23 protein-coding genes and 1 tRNA gene are annotated in these 21,838 nt (G+C 58.9%); 9 read left to right on the top strand and 15 right to left on the bottom strand.

Annotated features, from left to right (window positions below; translation table 11 throughout):
• The first annotated feature begins 1 nt into the window (after window position 1).
• The gene (locus ACZ9BX_RS01355) at window positions 2-1,285 is read left to right on the top strand and encodes an alpha/beta hydrolase (RefSeq protein ID WP_476215202.1); all 1,284 of its coding nucleotides are present in this window, start codon (window positions 2-4) and stop codon (window positions 1,283-1,285) included.
• Here the strand turns inward: ACZ9BX_RS01355 and ACZ9BX_RS01360 are convergent.
• The gene (locus ACZ9BX_RS01360) at window positions 1,270-1,542 is read right to left on the bottom strand and encodes a hypothetical protein (RefSeq protein WP_476220081.1); all 273 of its coding nucleotides are present in this window, start codon (window positions 1,540-1,542) and stop codon (window positions 1,270-1,272) included. The genes ACZ9BX_RS01355 and ACZ9BX_RS01360 overlap by 16 nt on opposite strands.
• Here ACZ9BX_RS01360 and ACZ9BX_RS01365 point away from each other — a divergent pair.
• Window positions 1,466-1,978, top strand: a complete 513-nt coding sequence (locus ACZ9BX_RS01365; RefSeq protein ID WP_476219870.1) for a TetR family transcriptional regulator — start codon at window positions 1,466-1,468, stop codon at window positions 1,976-1,978. The genes ACZ9BX_RS01360 and ACZ9BX_RS01365 overlap by 77 nt on opposite strands.
• A gap of 81 nt (window positions 1,979-2,059) precedes the next feature.
• On the opposite strand, the gene ACZ9BX_RS01370 is transcribed toward ACZ9BX_RS01365, so the two are convergent.
• From ACZ9BX_RS01370 to xylF, 7 genes are all read right to left on the bottom strand, one after another.
• On the bottom strand, window positions 2,060-3,832 hold the full coding sequence (locus ACZ9BX_RS01370; RefSeq protein WP_476215204.1) for an ABC transporter ATP-binding protein: 1,773 nt from the start codon (window positions 3,830-3,832) through the stop codon (window positions 2,060-2,062).
• 91 nt (window positions 3,833-3,923) lie between these two features.
• Window positions 3,924-4,919, bottom strand: coding sequence for a hypothetical protein (locus ACZ9BX_RS01375; RefSeq protein ID WP_476215206.1), 996 nt, complete (start codon window positions 4,917-4,919; stop codon window positions 3,924-3,926).
• Between the two features lie 72 nt (window positions 4,920-4,991).
• On the bottom strand, window positions 4,992-5,135 hold the full coding sequence (locus tag ACZ9BX_RS01380) for a hypothetical protein (RefSeq protein ID WP_476215208.1): 144 nt from the start codon (window positions 5,133-5,135) through the stop codon (window positions 4,992-4,994).
• Window positions 5,136-5,502: 367 nt separating this feature from the next.
• Window positions 5,503-5,579 (bottom strand) — tRNA-Arg (locus ACZ9BX_RS01385).
• Between the two features lie 134 nt (window positions 5,580-5,713).
• A complete protein-coding gene (locus ACZ9BX_RS01390; protein WP_476215210.1) occupies window positions 5,714-6,496 on the bottom strand; it encodes an ATP-binding cassette domain-containing protein in 783 nt (260 codons plus the stop codon).
• Window positions 6,497-6,510: 14 nt separating this feature from the next.
• The gene (locus tag ACZ9BX_RS01395; RefSeq protein WP_086994472.1) at window positions 6,511-7,824 is read right to left on the bottom strand and encodes a sugar ABC transporter permease; all 1,314 of its coding nucleotides are present in this window, start codon (window positions 7,822-7,824) and stop codon (window positions 6,511-6,513) included.
• A gap of 263 nt (window positions 7,825-8,087) precedes the next feature.
• On the bottom strand, window positions 8,088-9,128 hold the full coding sequence (gene xylF / locus ACZ9BX_RS01400; RefSeq protein ID WP_476215212.1) for a D-xylose ABC transporter substrate-binding protein: 1,041 nt from the start codon (window positions 9,126-9,128) through the stop codon (window positions 8,088-8,090).
• 226 nt (window positions 9,129-9,354) lie between these two features.
• Here xylF and ACZ9BX_RS01405 point away from each other — a divergent pair, with 226 nt between their 5' ends.
• The 5 genes from ACZ9BX_RS01405 (at window position 9,355) to ACZ9BX_RS01425 (ending at window position 14,344) form a co-directional block, all read left to right on the top strand.
• A complete protein-coding gene (locus tag ACZ9BX_RS01405; RefSeq protein ID WP_476215214.1) occupies window positions 9,355-10,578 on the top strand; it encodes an ROK family transcriptional regulator in 1,224 nt (407 codons plus the stop codon).
• Between the two features lie 272 nt (window positions 10,579-10,850).
• Window positions 10,851-12,260 carry a circularly permuted type 2 ATP-grasp protein gene (locus ACZ9BX_RS01410; RefSeq protein WP_476215216.1) on the top strand — a complete coding sequence of 470 codons (1,410 nt, stop codon included), beginning with the start codon at window positions 10,851-10,853 and terminating at the stop codon, window positions 12,258-12,260.
• A complete protein-coding gene (locus ACZ9BX_RS01415) occupies window positions 12,260-13,204 on the top strand; it encodes an alpha-E domain-containing protein (protein ID WP_027508220.1) in 945 nt (314 codons plus the stop codon). The genes ACZ9BX_RS01410 and ACZ9BX_RS01415 overlap by 1 nt, the downstream gene beginning before the upstream one ends.
• Window positions 13,205-13,216: 12 nt before the next feature.
• Window positions 13,217-14,035: a transglutaminase family protein gene (locus tag ACZ9BX_RS01420; RefSeq protein WP_132561204.1), complete on the top strand. Its 819-nt coding sequence runs from the start codon at window positions 13,217-13,219 to the stop codon at window positions 14,033-14,035.
• Between the two features lie 90 nt (window positions 14,036-14,125).
• Window positions 14,126-14,344 carry a hypothetical protein gene (locus ACZ9BX_RS01425; protein WP_476215220.1) on the top strand — a complete coding sequence of 73 codons (219 nt, stop codon included), beginning with the start codon at window positions 14,126-14,128 and terminating at the stop codon, window positions 14,342-14,344.
• Between the two features lie 93 nt (window positions 14,345-14,437).
• Here the strand turns inward: ACZ9BX_RS01425 and ACZ9BX_RS01430 are convergent, their stop codons facing one another.
• Window positions 14,438-14,632 carry a hypothetical protein gene (locus ACZ9BX_RS01430; RefSeq protein ID WP_476215221.1) on the bottom strand — a complete coding sequence of 65 codons (195 nt, stop codon included), beginning with the start codon at window positions 14,630-14,632 and terminating at the stop codon, window positions 14,438-14,440.
• A gap of 54 nt (window positions 14,633-14,686) precedes the next feature.
• Window positions 14,687-15,040, bottom strand: coding sequence for a hypothetical protein (locus tag ACZ9BX_RS01435; RefSeq protein WP_476215222.1), 354 nt, complete (start codon window positions 15,038-15,040; stop codon window positions 14,687-14,689).
• 320 nt (window positions 15,041-15,360) lie between these two features.
• On the opposite strand from ACZ9BX_RS01435, the gene ACZ9BX_RS01440 reads away from it, so the two are divergent.
• Window positions 15,361-15,663 (top strand): hypothetical protein, encoded by a 303-nt coding sequence (locus tag ACZ9BX_RS01440; RefSeq protein WP_476215223.1) that lies wholly within the window; start codon window positions 15,361-15,363, stop codon window positions 15,661-15,663.
• Window positions 15,664-15,726: 63 nt separating this feature from the next.
• Window positions 15,727-15,990, top strand: coding sequence for a DUF1488 family protein (locus ACZ9BX_RS01445; RefSeq protein WP_027508225.1), 264 nt, complete (start codon window positions 15,727-15,729; stop codon window positions 15,988-15,990).
• Between the two features lie 380 nt (window positions 15,991-16,370).
• Here the strand turns inward: ACZ9BX_RS01445 and ACZ9BX_RS01450 are convergent, their stop codons facing one another.
• The 5 genes from ACZ9BX_RS01450 to ACZ9BX_RS01470 form a co-directional block, all read right to left on the bottom strand.
• Window positions 16,371-17,198 (bottom strand): transglutaminase-like domain-containing protein, encoded by an 828-nt coding sequence (locus tag ACZ9BX_RS01450; RefSeq protein WP_476215226.1) that lies wholly within the window; start codon window positions 17,196-17,198, stop codon window positions 16,371-16,373.
• 83 nt (window positions 17,199-17,281) lie between these two features.
• Window positions 17,282-18,157, bottom strand: coding sequence for a transglutaminase family protein (locus ACZ9BX_RS01455; RefSeq protein WP_476215228.1), 876 nt, complete (start codon window positions 18,155-18,157; stop codon window positions 17,282-17,284).
• 45 nt (window positions 18,158-18,202) lie between these two features.
• Window positions 18,203-18,445, bottom strand: a complete 243-nt coding sequence (locus ACZ9BX_RS01460; RefSeq protein WP_476215230.1) for a hypothetical protein — start codon at window positions 18,443-18,445, stop codon at window positions 18,203-18,205.
• A gap of 118 nt (window positions 18,446-18,563) precedes the next feature.
• Window positions 18,564-20,303, bottom strand: a complete 1,740-nt coding sequence (gene araD, locus ACZ9BX_RS01465; RefSeq protein WP_476215232.1) for an L-arabinonate dehydratase — start codon at window positions 20,301-20,303, stop codon at window positions 18,564-18,566.
• Window positions 20,304-20,364: 61 nt separating this feature from the next.
• Window positions 20,365-21,798 carry an aldehyde dehydrogenase family protein gene (locus ACZ9BX_RS01470; RefSeq protein WP_476215234.1) on the bottom strand — a complete coding sequence of 478 codons (1,434 nt, stop codon included), beginning with the start codon at window positions 21,796-21,798 and terminating at the stop codon, window positions 20,365-20,367.
• Window positions 21,799-21,838 lie beyond the last annotated feature (40 nt).

Raw genomic sequence — 21,838 nt, forward strand, 5'->3', positions numbered from 1 at the left:
GATGACAAAATCGCTCTCACTTCCTGGGCGCATTGCCCAGGCTCCCACCGGGTCTGGGTTCGCCAAGGCGATCGCTGGCCGCTTGGGCCGAGCCGTCCCGATCCTTGTGGCCCTTTCCCTCGCTGCATCGGGTTGCGCCAACCGGGTGCAGGATGTCCTTCAGCCTCTCGCCGCGGCCCCGACCGGCACGAGCCGGGTCACCATGCTCGTCGCCACGACACGCAAACCTTCGTTGGATCCGGGAAAACTCTTTACCGGCGACCGCGGGACGGCGATTTCCCTCAACAGCGTCGACGTATCCATCCCGCCCGACCGGAACCGCAAGATCGGGGAGGTGCAGTGGCCGTCCCGCATGCCGCCCAACCCGCAAAAGGAGTTCGCGGTCACGCAGGTTGCCAAGGTGCAATCCGAGGGCCAGGCGTTCGACTGGTACCGGAAGAATCGAAACACGAAGCATCAGGTCATCATTTTCGTTCATGGATTTAACAACACCTACGCCGACGCCGTCTTCCGCTTCGCGCAGATCGTCCATGACTCGGGAACCGACGCCGCGCCGATCCTCTTCACCTGGCCGTCAAGGGGGCGTGTCTTCGACTACTTTTACGACAAGGAGAGTGCCAACTATTCGCGCCGGGCTCTCGAGGATCTGATCCTCCAGGCTTCGAAAAGTCCCGACGTCTCCGATGTGACGATCCTCGCCCATTCCATGGGCGGCTGGCTTGCGGCCGAGGCGCTGCGGGGCGTCGCCATGCGCGAGAAATCAATCCCGACGAAGGTGAAGAACGTCGTTCTCGCATCGCCGGACATCGACATCGACGTGTTTCGCCGCCAGTTCACCGAGATGGGACCGAAGCGGCCGCACTTTGTGATCCTGACGTCGACACGCGACAAGGCGCTGGGGATGTCGAGCTGGCTATCGGGTGGCGTCAACCGCGTCGGCGGATCCGACCTCAGACCCTATGCGCCTCTTCTCGACGAACTTGGCGTTTCCGTTATCGACACGAGCGCCATCGCGACGAACGATCCGCTCGGTCACAACGCCTTCGCCGACAGTCCCGAGATCGTGCGCCTGCTCGGGCGGCGGCTGGCCGGCCAAAGCCTGGAGGGCGGAAAGACAAGCGTCGCTGATCAGATCGGAGTGAGTGCGGCCAATTTCGCCGGCTCGGCAGTGCGCGTGACCGTGGCGGCACCAGTTGCGGTCATCAGCCCGGAGGCACGAAAAATCCTGAAGCGGGAGATCTCTCCCTCAGACGGGCGGATCGTTGACGGTCAGATCTCGTATTGAACCATCGGCCGCTTCAACCGGACCGAAGCGCCGTTCAAATCGAGGAATCGATAAGATTTGCAAATGGAAACTGGCACGACGATGAGAAGCCAACCGCGAGCTGATCCCAGATCCTCGATCATCGGAGCCGGCACGGCCGCATGCCGACTGTACGGGCCGTCGAAAACAAATGTCGCCGATATTGCCCGACTACTTGGGAAGTCCCCGGCCAGCGTGTACAGAATATTCCCCTCCAAGGCTGCGATATGGGATGCCATCGCCGGAAATTTCCTGGAGACCACCCTGCGCGTCCCCGCGCTTGCCATTGGAGAACGAGGCGACGCGGCGAGCTGCCTTAAGGAAGCCGCTCTCGGTCAACATCGGTTGATGTCGGAGGCACGTGACGGCGACTGCAAAATGTTCAGCCTTGTTGTTCTCGCTGCTGAAGGAAGTTGGCCGTCGTTCATGCAATATCTCAAGGGACTCCAGGCCGACGTGGGGAAGTTGATCCGCGCCGGAGTCACGAGCGGAGAATTCGCTCCAGGTAATGCCGACGTAGCTGCATCTTGCTTTTGCGCCTCGGTGGTCTCCTTGTGGGATCCAAGGATGATTGGGGTGCCTTCAAGCGCGCATAGCATATCAGCTCATGCTCTCGTTTCGTTTGCAGTGGCAGGACTTCGGCGGGAAGCTTCGTTGCCGCGCCAAGCAGACTAGCCGCCCCGCGCATGCACCAACTCGTTGTTGAATTGCGCGACGAGTGGAAGATGCTCGACACGAAGATTGCAGCGCTGGATGTTAAACCGCTTTGTCCGCTGGTCGAAAATTCACGTGCGCCATCTGTTTTTGCCAAAGAGATCGATAAAGCGTGTTGGAAGAAAGCAGCTCTTCATGACTTCCTACAGCGACAATCTCACCAGCATTCATCACAGCGATCATGTCAAAGTTCCGAATCGTGGAAAGCCTGTGCGCGATTGCGATGATCGTTGTGGATTCTGGGTGCTCATCAATCGCACGCTGAATAATCGCCTCACTCTGGGAATCCAACGCTGACGTCGCCTCATCCAAGATCAATACGGGCCGGCGCTGTAGGAAAGCTCTGGCAAGGAGGATTCGTTGCTGTTGCCCGCCAGAGAGCTTCGTTCCTCGGTCCCCGACGAGCAAATCATAACCGGCTCGGGGATTGTCGGGAACAAGTTGCTCAATGAAAGTGTCCGCATGTGCTTTCCGGGCAGCGACTATAATATCCTCTAGAGACGTGCCCTCACGGCCAAAGGCTATATTCTCACGAATTGACCGGTGAAACAGAGAGTCACCTTGCGAAACGACCGCGAAGGCCGCCCGGAGCTTATCTAGGGGGATTTCTCTGATATCCTCTCCATTAAATTTAATTGCCCCGGCAGATACGTCGTAGTGGCGCAACAGAAGATCAACCAATGTTGATTTCCCTGATCCCGAAGGCCCGACGATAGCTACCTTCGTTCCGCTTCGGATGCCGAGCGAGGCACCTTTAATAATAGAAGGGCCGCCCGGATAGGCGAAAGTTGCATTCATCAATTCAATATCTGGGGGACCGGAATACTGTTCTGCCGTGGGGTTCCGCGTTGTGATTGTGGGCCGCGGGTCGATCGTTGTCCGGGCATCCTTGATAGCACCCAGGGCTTGGGTAAGCCCCTCCCATATGGAAACAAACCATCCCGCATCCGTGGCCATACCAATCGCGAGCGTAACGCCGGCGACAAATTCGCCGGGCGATAGGAGGTTTTGGCTCAGCCCGTATACTCCAAGCGCCAGAATTGCCGCCACCAATCCCGTGTTCAGGATTCGGATGCAGAGTCCTGTGGTGGTTGTTAGCCTGTTGATCGCAAGGTTGTTGTCGTTCTGATCGTCAATTTTTCCATACACATAGGCGTTTTCCAAATCGTAAGCGAAGTAGGTCTTAATTGAACGTATGTTCGAAAAGTATTCCGTAACAGCTCCATTCACACTGCTCGAGGTTTCAGCAATGCGTGCAGCCTGCTGGTTTACCTTCGGCGCAAGCCAGATCGCGAAGACTACGTTTAGGATGATCCAGAGCACCACCGGAATTACGAACAACGGGGCTAGATAAGCTACCAGGCAGGCTGAGCCGAGGAACCGGATCAGGCCCAACGGGAACCGTCCTGCAAGGAGTTCCGCGCCTCCTTGGACTGCAAGGGACACCTGATTAATACGCCCTGCGACCTGCCCTGCGTGGACGGCGTTAAAGTATGACAAATCATGCTGCGCGGCTGCTTTGTGCGATTGCCATAGAGAGGAGGCACGCGTTTGGCTGCGAAGAGACTGCATGCGCAGCATATAGTTGATTAGCCAAATGATGGGATCGAGCAGCAGATAGGCGAGAATTAGGCCCCCGAGAACAAAGAGCTTTTCAGAGGAAAGCGCCAAGTTTTGTGAGTATGCAACAGCGTCAACGAGCCAGGAGACGGCCCATAGCCTTGCCAGCTCGGAGGCCGTCAGGAGCGTGCCGGTTACGCTCGAGGCAATGATGAGCCATTTGAAAGGCCGAAGGAATTGCAGAAGAATCTGCATTGAGCTTGCATCTTTTGGCAAGCTCAACTCATGACCCTCGATCTTTATGAGGCGTTCAAAATATGTGAACAATCGCTCGAGCATATTGATCCTAAGACGGGATGATTTTCCCTACAGGATAACCGTCAAGGGACGCGCTTCGGAGATATGAGCGCGTATATGGTTGCCCTTCAACAGGCTCCTCGAAAATGTCACGGGCATGGAAGCCGTGTGCATTGTTCAAAATGACTATGCGCCGGCTCTCTTGAGGAACGGCATATTTCGGCCGAGTACGGCGAATGACGTCTTTGAATTCATCGAGAAGACCGATTGTGAAATTGTTGCCGCCTCCCGTGCTTCGACCAAGAAAATCTCCGTTCATAAAAGTGATGATCCTGCCATCCACCTTCTGAAAGATCGCGGTTTCAGCCCGGTTTGCCGATATTGATCTGATTTCAGAGCCCTTGTCGCTGTAAACAGAGGGAGTCAGGTCGAAGAGGTAATTATCTTCAGTTCCGATTTTCTCGAAATATTCATCGATATTGTCAATGGCTGAAGTTGGAATCCAATAGAAGTTCCCACGGCGTTTGTAGTTTATGAATATATTATATATAGAGATGAATTTAGGGACTGACAGCCGGGAATTAAAAATTCCGCCGTCTGAATGGAAATCCAAAATATCTGTCGGCGAGATATTTTTCAGACCCGCCTCGTTGAGGACCGCATTGTTCGCCGGTGATGCGTTAAACATCGAAAACGGTGTGCGGTTCTCCCTATCTAGAATGCTTGGCATCAGCGTTTGCGAGATTGACACAGCCACCAGTGCACCAGTTATAGCGTCTTTCGTGGGGTCGTCATAAATCTCTGGAATATCAATCCCAGAGATGCCGATGTCCGGGTCTGAAAAGGAAGCGATCGACTCTTGGAGATGGGGACAGAAGTGTGCTGATGCCGCTTCGGCCAAGCCTGACATGGTGCCGCTGTCTGCCGTCGCGATGAGGGGCAAGACATCTCCCTCGCGCAGTAGATGCGCTTCGCAAAATTCTCTTACTGCGTTCTTGTCGAGAACGGTTACAGGCGCAGAAACAAAGGGTTGGTCATTCAGCATTCTCTTCCTCCTTGGATGCAGAGCGGGGGTATTTCCCCCGCTCCTCTCGCACAATCGTTCTGAGACTGACAATTACCGGCCGCCGAGGCCGCCAGCGCCCGGGCCGTGGCCGCCTCCATCGGTGCACTCAGGTCGCGTCAATCCGATAGAAAGGCCTTTCGCCAATTCGCCCATGGAGACGGCCTTGTTGGTTGCAGCGTTGTTTTGCTCTTTCATAGTACTCTCCTTCTCGGCCACAATTGGTGTGGCGGTTTACGGACTACGAAACTGTCAAAGATGTTCTTCGCCAGCGTGTGAAATGTTATATCATAACGAAGATGGTGACAAGTTCGCATCGCTTGTAAAGGCCGAAAAGGCCAAGCCCCGGCATCAGCGACGACAATGCGATCGCGAACGCAATTCAAAGCCTCATCAGAAGTAATAGGGATCAGTTCGGAGACGAAGAGTTTGTCATCGGCTTCAAGCTTTCCGGCGGCGGCGCGATCATCTCGAATATTGAAGACATCAACGGGAACAGTACCAGCAAGACCCTGCGGGCAAGCTAGATCCGTTACCTATGTCTCCGGTACGGACACCAGTTAAATGGCGCACCCGACAGGATTCGAACCTGTGACCTTTGGAATCGGAATCCAACACTCTATCCAGCTGAGCTACGGGTGCATTCCCAAGGCGGTTTTGAATCGCCTGTCCGATGGCTGGTTCTTAGCCTAGCTTGCCCTGCGCTTCAATCTCTTAAATTGAAAAGTCCGCCGTTCTTGCGAGCGGCGGACTTTGGTGTTCACGGGGTTATCCATTCAGACCTGCATGGCGCCGGGGCCTGGGATCGCCTTTGGCGGCACTTTGCCGAGGATGATCATGCCGAGTACCTCGTCCTTGGTGACGTCCTCGGTGCGGGCATGGCCGACGACCTGGCCGTTTTTCATCACAGAGACGCGGTCGGCGAGGTCGAAGACGTCGTGGATGTCGTGGCTGATGAGGAAGATGCCGATGCCTTCCTTCTTCAGCTGCTTGATCAGTTCGCCGACCTGCGCCGTTTCCTGGGGACCAAGGGCCGCCGTTGGCTCGTCCATGATCAGGATGCGGGCGTTGAAGAGGATCGCGCGGGCGATCGCCACCGACTGCCGCTGGCCGCCGGAAAGCGCCTTGACCGGCTCCTTGAAGCGCTTGAAGTTCGGGTTGAGGCGTCCCATCACCTCTCGGGCCGAGGCCTCCATGGCGCCGTCGTCGAGCGTGCCCCACTTCGTTCGTATCTCGCGGCCGAGATAGAGGTTGGCTGCCGCATCGACGTTGTCGGCGACGGCGAGCGTCTGGTAGATCGTCTCGATGCCGTATTTCTTGGCGTCACGCGGGTTGCGGATGTCGGCCGATTCGCCGTTGATCAGGATGTCGCCGCTGTCGCGCTTGTAGGCGCCGGAGAGGATCTTTATCAGTGTCGATTTGCCGGCGCCGTTATGGCCGAGCAATGCTACGACTTCGCCGGGGTAGAGGTCGACCGAGGCGTTGTCGACGGCATGGATGCCGCCGAAGGAGATCGAGATATTTTTCAGTTCCACAAGGGGAGTGCTTTGATGTGTCATGGTTCGGACTCCTCTTACTTGGCGCGGGCGCGGTAGACGGTGTCGAGCCAGACGGCAACGACAAGGACGGCACCGACAACGATTCTCTGGAACGGGCTGTCGATGCCAAGAAGCACCATGCCGGACTGCAGCGACTGCATGACGAGTGCGCCGAGCATGGCTCCGGCGATGGTGCCGGTGCCGCCCGCAAGCGACGTGCCGCCGATGACGGCAGCGGCGATGGTATAAAGCTCGTCCAATTCGCCCTGCGCGTTCGTTGCGGCATTGAGGCGGGCAGTCGAGATTGCACCGGCGATGGCGCAGAGCAGGCCCATGAGCGCGAAGATGCGTATCGTGACCCAGCGGGTCTTGATGCCGGCGAGCTCGGCTGCCTCCGGGTTGCCACCGATGGCGAAGACGTACCGGCCGAAGCGCAGGCGCGTGGCGATGAAGGTCATGATCGCGCCGACGATCACGGCGATCAGGACCGGCACTGCAATGCCGTAGGGAATATCGAGGCCGGTCTCCGGCCAGGGGATGCTGTTTGCCTCCGCATATCTCTTGGCGATGTTCGTCGGCCAGTAATAGTTGTTGGCGACGGCGATCGCCCCGAGCACGAGCACGCAGCCGAGGGCAGATAGGAAGTATTCGGCCCAGAGCGGGCGCCGCGGGAAGCCGAAACGCCGGCGCTGGCGGCGGGAATTGACGATGCTGGCAACGATGGCGAGGCAGGCGATGACGCCGACGATCCAGCTCCAGGTGGCGCCGATCGAGCCATCCGTGCCGCCGCCCATGATGCGGAAGTTGATATCCATCGGCGCGACCGTCTGGCCGCTGGTGACGAACCAGGTGGCGCCGCGCCAGACTAGAAGCCCGCCGAGGGTGACGATGAAGGACGGCACGTTCAGGAAGGCGATGATCATGCCCTGGAGCATGCCGATCGATCCGCCGACGATAAGGCCGGCAGCAAGCGTGATGATCCAGGTGGCGGGGCTGTTGAAGCCGAGATATTGCGGCAGCACCTGCGCCTGCAAGACGCCCATCACCATGCCGCAGAAGCCGAGCATGGAACCGACGGAAAGGTCGATGTTGCGGGTGACGATCACCAGCACCATGCCGGTCGCCATGACGGCGACAGAAGAGGTCTGGACCGAGAGGTTCCAGAGGTTCCGCGGCGTCAGGAAGAGGCCGCCGGTCATGATCTGGAAGCCGATCCAGATGATCAGCAGCGCGCCGACCATGCCGAGAAGGCGGGTGTCGATCTCCGTCGCGCGGAAGAAACGCGCCACCGGATTGGCCTCCGCATTGCGCGGCCCGTTGGAAGTCGTGGAATGTACCGTTTCGGCCATGGGTTTGCCGTTCCCCCATCTTTTGGGCAAGCCGCGGAGCTTTTGTCAACCACCGTCCGGCGCCTACGTCCTGTTCTTAAACTATCACCATCACCGATCTTTGCAGATCTGGTCTCAGCGGCCATGATGGCATCGGGTCGGGATGGGTAATGGTGCGGTCGATCAGCGCGCTACCGGGTTGCCGCCGGACGTTGATCCGCATCCGGCGCCGCAACGGTTTGCCGTTGCGGCGCCGGCATTATTTTCAACCTCTCGGCAGCGATTTAGTTGCAGGCAGCAACCGAACCGGCCTTGACGCCCTGGCAGGCTTCCGCCTTGCTGATCCAGCCAGCGTCGATGACGACGTTGAGGTTGTCCTTAGTGATCGGCAGCGGCTTCAGGAATACGGACTGCATGGCGACGCCCTTCGGGCCGTCGTTGAAGGTCTCAACGCCTTCGATCTTGTCCATGGTCTTGCCAGCGGCGAGATCGAGGGCGATTTCGGCAGCGCGCTTGCCGAGCTCGCGGGAGTCCTTCCAGACTGAGACCGTCTGCGTGCCGATGGCGACGCGGTTGAGTGCTGCCTTGTCGGCGTCCTGGCCGGAGACCGGGACGGAGCCGGCGAGGCCCTGTGCGTCCAGAGCGGCGATCGCGCCACCGGCCGTGCCGTCGTTCGAGGCAACAACGGCATCAACCTTGTTGTCGTTGGCGGTCAGGAACTGCTCCATGTTGCGCTGCGCGTTTTCCGGCTTCCAGCCGTCGGTATAGGCTTCGCCGACACTCTTGATCTTGCCTGCATCGATCGCGGCCTTCAGCACTTCCATCTGGCCTGAGAACAGGAAGTCTGCGTTCGGGTCGGATGAGGAGCCCTTGATAAAGACGTAGTTGCCTTCAGGTTTTGCGTCGAAGACGCCCTTTGCCTGCATGCGGCCGACTTCCTTGTTGTCGAAGGTGATGTAGAAGGCGGCCGGGTTTTCGATCAGGCGGTCGTAGCCGACCACGGGGATCCCTTCGGCAGCGGCCTTTTCGATGGCCGGGGCGATGGCATCGGAGTCCTGTGCAAGCACGATGAGGGCGTTCGCGCCCTGCGAAATCAGCGATTCGACGTCCGTCAGCTGCTTTGCGGCAGACGACTGTGCGTCAGCGGAGATATATTTTGCACCCTTGGCTTCGAGAGCCTTCTTGATGGCGGCTTCGTCGGTCTTCCAGCGTTCTTCCTGGAAGTTCGACCAAGAAACGCCGACGACGAGATCGGCAGCCATGGCCGCCGTGTGTACGGAAACGAGGATAGCCGCGCCGGCCATCAGCTTCAAAATAGACTTCATGTTGTCCTCCCGAATGAATTGCGGCCGACCCAGCCCGAATGCTTCCTCCGGCCGCCGCGGATCGCTGTCCAGAAAACGATGAATTATTTTCTCGACAGTCGAGAAATTTAGTGTCAGAGATTTTTTCAACTGTCAACACCGCACTACCGGCTAAATTCCAATGCGGAAAAGCGGCTGGAGATTCGGTGTGAAAGCGGGGCGGGATACGGGGGAGAGGGCGGCATTCATGCTGACCAAATCGAGCACGGAGCTGGTCCGGCAAAGGAATAGCGTGCTGGTGCTCGCCGCTCTCCGCCGCCACGGCGCGCTCGCGCATACCGAGATTTCCGACTATACCCGCCTGTCCTCCGCGACGATTTCGGCAATCACCGCCGATCTCGAAAAGGCGCAGATCATCGAGAAATCGGAGCACCAGGCGGCAAGCGGGCGAGGGCGGCCGCGCGTGCTTTTCCGGCAGCGGCGGGAATGCGGCTATCTGATCGTGGTCATTATCTCGTCGGATGCCGTACAGTATTCGCTGGTGGATTATGCGGGCAAGCTGATCGATCGCTTCAGCGAGGAGCGTTCGCATGACCCTGCCGGGGCGGCGCGCTTCGCTGCTGCGGTCAAGGCGGGCCTGTCGCGTATTCTGGAACGTTCCCGGATCAGCCGCGACAAAGTCTTGCTGATCTCGATCAGCAGCAAAGGGCTGGTGAATTCGCTCGAGCCTGTACTCGTCTGGTCGCCGATCTTCGGCAGCGAACAAATCGATTTCGAATCGGCGCTGCGCCCGGAATGGCAGGCGAAGATTATCCTGGACAATGAAACGTTGCTCGTCGCCGCCGCGCTCGGCGCGCGTGAGGAGAATGTAAAGGGTGCGGATTTCCGCTCGCTTGCCGCGCTCTCACTCGGCCACAGCATCGGTCTTGGCATCGTCAGGCGAACGCCGCATGGCGGCCACGAGATCTCGGCGCCGAATTTCGGCCATATGCTGCACATGGCCAACGGCGGTCTTTGTCGTTGCGGCGCCAAGGGATGCATCGAGGCGCACGCGGGGTTCTATGCGATCCTTCGAACGGCCTTCGAGGTGCCGCTCGATACGATCCCGGCGAAGTTCGTGCCGGTCGCCGAACTTGACAAGATCGCGGCGCAGGCCCGCCAGGGGCATCGCATGCCGGCCTTCGCCTTCCGCCAGGCGGGCCTTGCGCTCGGCAACGGGCTGTCGCGCGTACTGAGCCTGACGGAGCGCATGCCGGTCGCAATCACCGGGCCGGGCACGCGCTACTACGACCTGCTGCGGCAGGGGATCGAGGAGGGCCTTGGGCAATCGCATGTCGTGCGCATGGAAGGCATGCCGGAACTGAGAGTGGTCGCGGACGAGCAGAACCTCGTCTTCGAAGGACATCTGAACCGGGCGCTTGCCTTAATCGACGAGGACATCGTCAACGCCGGCGGCCCCGGGCAGGACTGAGGGGACTACTGACGGCACCCCGGCGCAAGCAAAACCCCACTGGCGTGATTTGAGTCGGCGGGGCGAGCGGAAAATAATCACATGCCCACTTTTTGGCCGTGCCCGCTAGACCATCCGTTCACGTGCTCGCGGCATGGCTGCCTAAATACCGGTTTTTTGGCTGTTTTTGGCGCTGTTGACGATTTTAGGAATCTTCTCTTCGAACTGCGCATGGTTCTTGCATTGCCTTTTGCATTGTATTCAAATGAACAAAAAGAAGGGGAGCCACACCTTTGGCATTTGATGAAATGATCACCGGGGATGAAAATCCCCGTCAGCCATATGAAAAATATTTCGAATGGTACAATGCCCAAGACAGGGCGCATCTGATTGCCAAATCCCGCGATGCGGAAAACATCTTCCGGAAAACCGGCATCACCTTCGCCGTTTACGGGCACGAGGACTCTTCCGAAAAGCTCATTCCGTTCGACATCATCCCGCGCGTTATCTCCGGCCGCGAATGGCGCAAGCTCGCTCAGGGTATCGAGCAGCGGGTGATTGCTCTCAACGCCTTCCTCGACGACATCTACCACAAGCAGGAGATTATCCGCGCCGGCCGCATTCCGCGTGAGCTGATCGAGAAGAACGACACGTTTCTTTCCGAGATGATCGGTTTCCGCCCGCCCGGTGGCGTCTATACGCATATCGTCGGCACCGACATCGTGCGCACCGGGGAGGATCAGTTCTACGTCCTGGAAGACAATGCCCGTACGCCGTCCGGCGTCAGCTATATGCTGGAAAACCGGGAAACCATGATGCAGATGTTCCCGGAACTCTTCCACGAGAACAAGGTCCAGCGTGTCGAGGATTATCCGTATCTGCTGCGCCAATCGCTTGCCTCGCTCGCGCCTCCCGGCTGCAAGGGCAAGCCGCGCGTCGCCGTGCTGACGCCCGGCATCTACAATTCCGCCTATTACGAACATTCATTTCTCGCCGACATGATGGGCGTCGAATTGGTCGAAGGGGCGGACCTGCGTGTTATCGACGGCAAGGTGAAGATGCGCACCACCCGCGGCTATGAGGCGATCGACGTGCTTTACCGCCGCGTCGATGACGACTTCCTCGACCCGCTAACATTCCGTGCCGATTCCGCGCTCGGCATTCCGGGCATAATGGATGTCTACCGCTCCGGCAACATCACTATCGCCAACGCGCCGGGCACCGGTATCTGCGACGACAAGGCGATCTATTCCTACATGCCGGAGATCGTCGAGTTCTATACCGGCCGGAAGGCGCTTCTCGAAAACGTGCCGACCTGGCGCTGCTCGGAGGCAGACAGCCTGAAATATGTGCTGGAGCACCTCGAAGAACTCGTCGTGAAGGAAGTGCACGGCTCCGGCGGCTACGGCATGCTGGTCGGCCCGACGGCCTCGAAGAAGGAGCGGGTGGACTTTGCCGAAAAGCTGAAGGCCCGGCCGAACAATTACATCGCCCAGCCGACGCTTTCGCTCTCCACGGTGCCGATCCTCGTCAACAAGGGGATTGCGCCGCGTCATGTGGACCTGCGGCCCTATGTGCTGGTTTCCGACAAAGTTCAGATCATTCCGGGCGGCTTGACGCGCGTGGCGCTGAAGCAGGGCTCGCTGGTCGTCAATTCCAGCCAGGGCGGCGGTACCAAAGACACTTGGGTATTGGAGGATTGATGCTCGGAAGAACTGCAAACGGACTCTACTGGATGTTCCGTTACATCGAGCGCGGCGAGAATATCGCGCGCCTTATCGATGCCGGTCTGCGCATGTCGCTGACCCGAAGCGGCACAGGCGATGATGACTGGGATGGTGTTCTGCAGAGCGCTGGCGTCCGCGAAGCCTACGACGAAGGGCACGCCAAGCTCACCAGGGCCGATGCGATCGACTATCTGCTGCGTGACCTTTCCAATCCGTCGAGCGTGATGTCCTGCATCGATTCCGGCCGCAACAACGCCCGCATGGTGCGCACGGCGCTGACCCGCGAGACCTGGGAGGCAACCAACGAATGCTGGATCGAGCTCAAGGCCCTGCTTTCCAAGCGCCTCAAGGCGGCCGAGATGCCCGAGGTCATCGATGTCATCAAGCGGCGCGCGGGCCTTATCCGCGGGGCCTTTCATGGCTCGATGCTGAGAAACGAGCTCTATAACTTTGCGCGCATCGGCACCTTCATCGAGCGGGCGGACAATACGAGCCGCATTCTGGACGTCAAATATTACGTGCTGCTGCCATCCATCTCGCAGGTAGGGTCCTCGATCGACAACGTCCAGTGGGAATCGATCCTGCGGTCGGTTTCAGCGCACCGTTCCTACAGCTGGGCCTATGACGAGGAATACAAGGCGGCCAATATCGCCGACTTCCTGATCTTGAATGGCCAGATGCCGCGGTCGCTGGCCTATTGCTACGAAAAGATCGTCAGCAACCTCGGCTACATATCAAGCAGTTACGGCGGCGAACGGCTGTCGGCTCACGATACCGCCGACGCCATCCGGACGTCATTGCAAACGAGGCAGATCAAGGACGTTATGGACCAGGGGCTGCACGAGTTCCTTGAGGATTTCGTCAACCGCAACAATCAGCTGGGCATGGAAATTTCCGACGGCTATCGATTCTACGTTTAAGCGGGGCATGAGATGAGACTGAAGATTAGCCATGTCACCGAATACCACTACGACGAGCCGTCGCAGTTCTCGCTGCAGCGGCTGCGCCTGACGCCGCCCTCAGCCTTCGGGCAGAAGGTTCTGAACTGGTCGCTGCATGTCGAAGGCGCCAAGCCCGAGGTGGAATACGACGACCAGTTCGGCAACCATGTTAACCTCGTCTCGCTGCAAGGCGAACAGAAGGTGACGCGCATCGTCGCCGAGGGCGAGGTGGAAACCGAAGACCGCAACGGAATGACCGGCCCGCATACCGGCTTCTGCCCGCTCTGGCTGTTCCTGCGCGACACGCCGCGCACCAAGCCCGGCAAGCTCATCAGGGAACTGATACGGACGATAAACGGTGACAACGAGCTCGCCCGGATGCATGCGCTGATGGCTGCCATCCACGAAGCCGTCGACTACAAGCCGGGAACCAGCAACACGGACACGACCGCCGAACAGGCGATGGAGAAGAAGAGCGGCGTCTGCCAGGACCATGCCCACATCTTCGTTTCGGCGGCTCGCGCACTGCACGTGCCTGCCCGCTATGTCTCCGGCTACCTGATGATGGAGGGGAAAGCCGAGCAGGCCGCGACGCACGCTTGGGGTGAAGCGCACATACCCAACCTCGGCTGGGTCGGCTTCGATCCGGCAAACGACATCTGCCCCGATGCCCGCTACGTCCGCGTCGCTTCCGGCCTCTGCTACCGCGACGCAGCCCCGGTTTCTGGCATGCGTATCGGCACGCCCGGCGAGAAGCTGTCGGTCATGGTCAAGGTCGAAGATCAGGGCCAGATGCAAAGCCAGAGCTGATGGCCAGCGTTGTTTAAAACTGTTCGCAGAAAGAAGATCGGAAGATTTTCATTTTGGCGTTATTAAGATAAAGTCGTGCTATAGTACGCCATGGCTTATTCTTCGAAAGATTTGGAGCTTTCCCGTCGGCGCGTGGTGGAAGACAGAAAGCACATCGCGGCGCAGGAAGCCCATATTGCGGGTATTTTGCTGCGGGGAGAACCGAGCTCGCTGGCCGCAGAACAGCTCATTGATTTCAATCAGCAACTGCGTGCTCATACTTTTGAATGCGATCTGATCGCTGCAGCCCTCCGCGCTGACCGCCATTGATCTGCACCAAGGATGCTGGTGTTTCAACGAATGGCAAAGAGACAGCCGTAAAAGCGTCACGTCTCCTTTAAGCGTTGTTACCTGTCGTACCGTTCAGCTCTCGTCCGCAAAGTCCGGTGCGATCGCGATTTCCAGTGCAAGCCGCGACGCTTTCAGCCGGGCGGATTTTTCGCTCCGTTCTGCAACCTCGCTCGCCATGATCTTGTTGAAGGCGATCGTTGTCTCCTGTGCCTGATCGCGCCCCGATATCCTGGCACTCATGGCGGAATGCAAGCTTTTACGCGGCATGAGTGCCTCTTCTGCGTTGAATAATCGTTAAGTCATATAAATCAGCCCGGCTCGTCAGGGGGTGACCTTGCCAAGTGCTATTTGGCACGCCTGCGCTAGATCCGAATTCGGCTCGGTGCTGCCGAGAGGCGTCGCCCAACCAGCTTTCTTGACGACATCGGAACGGCTGTAGCTGCTGGCGGCCTTCAGCTCTGCCATGATTTCAGTGGCAGCCGGATCCGTCTTTGCACGTTCGAGGCAATAGGGCGTCAAGGCTGCGGCTATGGCTGCCGTCCTTTCAATGCCAGCTGACTTTTGTGCGCCGGCGCCGGTTACCCAGCCGCCCCACGAAAAGCCAATGATAGCAAGGGCTGCTGCTCCGCAAACCGCGCCGTAAACGGCCGGTCGCAACCAAGATAACTTTTCCATGATTTTGTCCAATCTTTGGCGATCGGTCCAGCAATATTGCTGGAGAGAAAGTTACAATAGCATGATATCCGCTGCGCTCTAATTAAATTAAAATATATTTTGAAAGATAAATTTGGAATCGCAAATATATTTAGGCTAATATTTACATTGAAGATGCTCATAAATCTTGTGCCGCCCGGAATTATTAAATTCGTGGCATCGAAGAATTGATCATTGACGAAAGATATCATGTCCTCCTTTGTCAGGCTAAGAGCAATCATTCCGCATCAGGCATTGATAACGCCGCGGCAGAACCCATTTTAAGGTATGGAGGTGGCATCATGCAGTTTAGCGGTGAAGCGGCATGCATGGAGCCTTCAGAACCGGCAACTGCTGAGCGGCGTGCACTTATTGATCATCTTAGGGCGGTGATTGCAAACCTTGCGCATGGACTTGCGGCCGACGGGCAACTGGAACTTGTGCCGCTAATGCTGGAAATAAACGAAATTCTCCGCGATTTGACCGATGAAATTTCACACGCGGACGCGGCATACTCCGACGAGATTATCGCGGGCACGGTTCGTCTCATCAGAACATCCCATGCTCTGCTTGATGACAAGGTCATAGCACAGACCATCCATTGAGTATGAAATCCGCGATGGTCGCAGCATACCGCCTGACCCACGCTCACTTTGAGGACTAGCCGAATGACGCTCATCTTTCCCAACAGAAGCCGTACTTTCGACGAAACGAGGAAGGCTGTCCGCTTTACCGGCTACGACGGCATGTTCGAAGTCAGGTTTCTCGTCGAAGCAGCAGCACTTGGACAATCCGCCGCGGCGAGCGCTTCGGAACTGGCCTGTCTCGGTGCCTTTGACGCCGCACGCTCTACGATCCAGGAAGCAGCCTCCAGAGCCTATGCACATCGGCGCGGAAATAATCTGACGCTCACTGCACGGGATTTTCGCTGATCGTACAGATATCGATCGCGCCTGACAGGCTTAGATGGAGGTCGTTTTCGCGGCGCCCGAATAACTGCGCCGCGAGGGATTCCCCACCGAACGACCTTGTGCTGCCGACGTCAGATGGTCGCAGTACCTAGCCCTAACCAAAGGAGGAGGATTTCATGTCTTCCACGATAACCTTTTACTCCTGGAGGAACATCGCTCTGTCCCTCACTCAGTTTCGATATGTCGAATTCTTGATTAAATCGACGCCGGCGATCAGCCTGGCTTTCATCATCTATATTACATTCAGAGGCGTACTATGGTAGGCCCTGCGAGCACGTAACCTGGGATTAGCTTTCTGTTTCCGTAGCGGTGCACGGCAGGCGGAATACCCGAATGCCTGGCTAGGCGATGGCGGTGTCATCGCCGGGCACCTCTTCCGTGACCACATCGAACTGCTTCAATACGGCCGGGCCGAAAGCGGTCGAGATGGCTACATCAGTCGCATCGCGGCCGGTTGCCATCAGTATGCGGCCGATGCGCGGAATATTGTGCCGGGCATCCACGGTATGCCAGTGACCGCCCAGATAGACTTCGAACCAGGCGCTGAAATCCATTGGCGCGGGATCGGGCGGCACGCCGATATCGCCGAGATATCCGGTGCAATAGCGCGCCGGTATGTTCATGCAGCGGCAGAGCGTTATGGCAAGATGCGCGAAGTCCCGGCAGACGCCGGTCCTGTCTGAATAGCCGCCATGCGCGGTTCTGCGCGCATCGGCTTTCAGGTAGTCGAACTCGATATGGCCGTGTACGAAATCGGCAATAGCTTGCACGCGCGGCCAGCCGGATATCGTGTTCGAGAATGTCGCCCAGGCGAAATCACCTAGCCGATCCGTATCGCAGTAACGGCTGCCGAGAAGGAAAACGAGCACGTCGTCCGGCAGGTCCTTGATCTCGTGCTGCGGAGCGTCCACCGGCACGACATCCGGCTGGCCGCTGTCATAGATCTCGAACGCGGTCGAAATCGTGGTCACTCCGGGCGGGGCGACGATGCGCGTACAGGAATTGCCAAAACCGTCGGTATAGTTCCACGCCTCGATCGGCTGGTTGAACGACAGCACCTGATCCGTCAAGAGGTCGGGACGTCGCGAGGGGTGGATATTGAGGACGAGAAGCATTGGCGTTGGCTGCCCGCATTCATAGCCTATCGTGAAACCAGCGCGAATCTTCATGGAAGCTCCTTCATCCAGCAAGCCCGCAGGCCATCATGGAACGTCAGGAAAAGCTATCAGTTCCACAGGCTCTTCACCACACTTTACCGTTCGGTAGTGACATTGACCTGCACAATCAGATCGTCGAAATCGTCCGCCGCTCCGTCATAGCTGCCCCAGAGTGGAACCGCTTGGCGGGGATCGCGCGCAACGCCGACGCGGATCAGATCGTGGTTGCCGACGATGCCGTTCGTGGGATCGAATTCCACCCAGCCGGCGCCCGGGAGATAAACCTGGCACCAGGCATGCGTCGAGCCGCCGCCGAGCGTCATCGAACCGTCGCGATCCGGCACGTAGATATAACCGGTGACGAAACGGGCAGCGAGGCCAAGCGACCGGGCGGCCTCCATCATCAGCAGGGCAAAGTCGCGGCAAGTTCCCTGCCGCTGCATGAGCGTCTGGATCGGCGCCTGCGTTCCGTGTTCCGAGCGGCGGGCATAGACGAAACTTTCGTGGATCGCATAGCAGAGCGTCATCAGGACGTGGCCGGTCTGGCCCGAGGAGCTTGTTCCGACGAACTGATGCGCCCAGTGAGCAACCGCACCGTCCGGATCCTCGTAGTGGCGTGTGATCGTGCAGGAAAGGTCCGGCATCTCTTCGTCGCCATAGGAAAACGGATAGGTCAGTGCCTTGCGATCGATCTCAAGATCGAGCGGCACCTGCGGTGTGTGATCAAGGCGAATATTGGTCTCGAAGCGCAACTGATCCGCCGGCCGGTCGATGTCCACGAGCGCAATGCAATTTCCAAAGACGTCGTGTATCCAGCGGATCTGGGCCGGCTCGGGGTCAATCGTCAGGGTCGCATCCAGAAGACGCTGGTCGAAGCTGTCCCGCGGGCGGAAAAGCACGCGGTGCTGCCCGAAGGTGACGGGCCGTTTGTAGGAATAATGCGTGATGTGCTTGACGGAAAAAACGGTCATGCTGTCTCGCCCGCCCCGGAGCTTCGATACGACAAAAGGCTGCGGCTAATCGAATTCCGGCACCAAGCCTGACTGGAACAGGATGACCGATGGGCCTTGTTCGCCGATGCCAGGGTTTCTCTCGTGGCACCAGACGACGACGCCATCATAATCGTTGACGAGCGTCTGGGCGATATAGACGGCCGTGTCTTCCCTCTTCATGTGCCGAGGCTCGAATGCCGGAATCAGGGTACCGTGCTCATCCTTGTTGAAGGCACTGAGCACAATCAGTTTTCGCACTCCAGGCATGGCGCCCTCCCTGGCGCGATAACGGCGGGGAGGCGGGATCGTTCCGGAAGAAATGCCGGCTCTCAAAGAAAAAGGCGGAACTTTCGTCCCGCCTTTTGATGCTGGTAACCGTTTGGCCTCAGTGGCTGTCCTTGCCGACCGCGCTTCCGCGACATCCCTTGAGGAAGTCGAGGTCGGCGCCAGTATCGGCGCCTTGGACATGCTGCTGGTGCAGCCAGGCATAACCTGATGTCGGCAGATCATGCTTCGGCTGCCATTCGGCGAGGCGCCGCGTCAGTTCCTCGTCGGAGATGTCGAGGTGTAGACGGCGGTTCGGCACGTCGAGCTCGATCATGTCGCCGTTTTTCACGACCGCGAGTGGCCCGCCGACCGCAGCTTCCGGGGAGGTGTGCAGCACGACTGTGCCATAGGCCGTGCCCGACATGCGGGCATCGGAGATGCGCACCATGTCGGTGATGCCCTTCTTAAGCACCTTGGGAGGCAGACCCATGTTCCCCACTTCGGCCATACCGGGATAGCCCTTCGGACCACAGTTCTTCATGACCATGACACAGGTCTCGTCGATGTCGAGATTGTCGTCGTTGATCTTGGCCTTATAATCGTCGATGTCCTCGAAGACGACCGCGCGGCCTCGATGCGTCAACAGATGCGGGGAAGCGGCAGACGGCTTCAGCACCGCGCCCTTCGGCGCGAGATTGCCGCGCACCACTACGATGCCGCCCGAAGACGTCAGCGCCTTTTCGGCGGGCAGGATGACGTCCTCGTTCCAGTTGACGACGTCCTTGACTTCGTCCCACACGGTTTCGCCGGACACAGTCAATGCGTCCTTGTGCAGGAGGCCTGCCTCGCCGAGGCGCTTCAACACGACGGGCAGGCCGCCGGCGTAGAAGAACTCCTCCATCAGGTATTTGCCCGACGGCATCAGGTTGACGATGGTCGGCACGTCGCGGCCACAGCGGTCCCAATCGTCCAGTGTCAGGTTGATGCCCACGCGGCCGGCCATGGCGAGCAGGTGGATGACCGCATTTGTCGAGCCGCCAATCGCCGCATTCGTGCGTATCGCGTTCTCGAAAGCCTCTTTCGTCATGATGTCAGAGGGCTTCAGGTCGTCCTTGACCATCTGTACAATACGGCGGCCGGTGAGTTGCGCCATGACCCTGCGGCGGGAATCGACACCGGGGATGGCGGCGTTGCCGGACAGTGCCATGCCGAGCGCTTCGGCCATGGAAGCCATGGTCGAGGCGGTGCCCATGGTGTTGCATGTGCCCGAGGAACGGCTCATCGAGGCTTCCGCCTCAAGAAATTCGGCCTGGGTCATCTCGCCGGCCTTCACCATTTCGGAGAACTTCCACAGATGCGTGCCGGAGCCGACGCGTTCGCCGCGGAAATAGCCGTTCAGCATCGGCCCGCCGGTGACGACGATCGAGGGCAGATCGACGGAAGCGGCACCCATGATCAGCGACGGCGTGGTCTTGTCGCAACCAACCAACAGCACGCAGCCGTCCATCGGCTGGCCGCGGATCGCTTCCTCGACGGCGAGCGCGGCGAGGTTGCGGTACATCATTGCCGTCGGGCGGAAGGTGTTTTCGGATGCCGAGAATACTGGCACCTCCATTGGGAAGCCGCCGGCCTCCCAGACGCCCGCCTTCACCTTCTCAGCGAGCTCGCGCAGATGGCCGTTGCACGGCGTCATATCTGACCAGGTGTTGAGGATGCCGATGACAGGGCGCCCGTCGAACAGGTCGTGCGGATATCCCTGGTTCTTCATCCAGCCGCGGTGATAGATCACGTCGCGGCTCGTGCCGCCGTACCATTCCTGCGACCTCAGCCTGCGCGGCCATTCCGCTTTCTTTTTCATTGTCCTTGCCCTTTGAGTGCCCCAAGCCGTCGGACGCGGCGGCTTGGGATTTGATATCCGTTTATGCGAGCGTGTAGGCGGTTTTCACGACAGTGAAGAATTCGGCGGCGTATTTGCCTTGCTCGCGTGAGCCGTAGGACGAGCCCTTGCGTCCGCCGAAGGGAACATGGAAGTCGACGCCTGCGGTCGGCAGGTTGACCATCACCATGCCGGCTTCGGCATTGCGCTTGAAGTGCGTCGCGTGCTTGAGGCTGGTAGTAGCGATGCCCGACGACAGGCCGAACGGCGTGTCATTGGCGACAGCCAGCGCCTCGTCGTAATCCCTGACACGAATGACTGATGCGACCGGTCCGAAGATTTCCTCGCGGGAGATGCGCATCTGGTTGGTCGCTTCAGTAAAGAGCGTCGGCTGCAGGTAGAAGCCGGGCGTGTCGCGCGAGATCAGCTCGCCGCCGAAGGCAAGCTTGGCGCCTTCTTGTCTGCCAATCTCGATGTAATCGATGTCGGTCTTCAATTGTCTCTCGTCGACGACCGGGCCGATATGCGTGCCGGTCTTCAGCGCGTGATCGACGTTCAGCGACTTCAGCTTCTCGGTCATGGCAGCCACGAACCTGTCATGGATGCCTTCCGTCACGATCAGGCGAGACGATGCCGTGCAGCGCTGGCCGGTCGAGAAGAAGGCCGAGTTGGCGGCTGCTTCGACGGCGACGTTGAGATCGGCGTCATCGAGGATGACCATCGGGTTCTTGCCGCCCATTTCGAGCTGGATCTTGCGATTATGCTCGATGGAGGAGACGGCGACGCGCTTTCCGGTGCCGACGGAGCCGGTGAAGGTGATGCCGGCAAGGTCCGGGCTGTCGAGCATCGTCTGGCCGACGACCGAGCCTTTGCCCATGACGAGGTTGAGCACGCCTTTCGGCAGGCCCGCACGGTTGAGGATATCGACGATCGCCCAGGAGCAGCCGGGAACGAGCTCGGCCGGCTTGAAAACGACGGTGTTGCCGTAGCAGAGCGCCGGGGCGATCTTCCAGGCAGGGATCGCGATCGGGAAGTTCCAGGGCGTGATGATGCCGATGACGCCGAGCGGTTCGCGGGTGATCTCGACGCCGATATTCGGACGCACGGAGGGCACGACTTCGCCGGCAAGGCGCAAGGCTTCGCCTGCGAAGAATTCGAAGATCTGCGAGGCGCGTATCGTCTCGCCGATCGCTTCGGGCAGCGTCTTGCCTTCTTCACGGGCGAGCAGCGCGCCGAGCTCATCCTTGCGCGCCATGATCTCGTCACCCGCCTTCTTCAGGATGACGTGGCGTTCCCAGATGCCGGAACGCGACCATGCGGGGAAGGCGGCCTTGGCGGCGGCGATGGCGTTCTTGGTGTCGGCGGCGGAGCCGCTGGCATAGAGGCCAACGACCTCCTTCGTATCGGACGGATTGATGTTTTCGACGGCGTCGGCGCCGGTCCATTCGCCGGCGATCAGGTTTTGATAAATGGTCATGGGCTGAACGAGCCTCCTTTACCCTTTACAAAGTGGTCCG

It is taken from the genome of Rhizobium sp. USDA 3886, assembly GCF_056279785.1.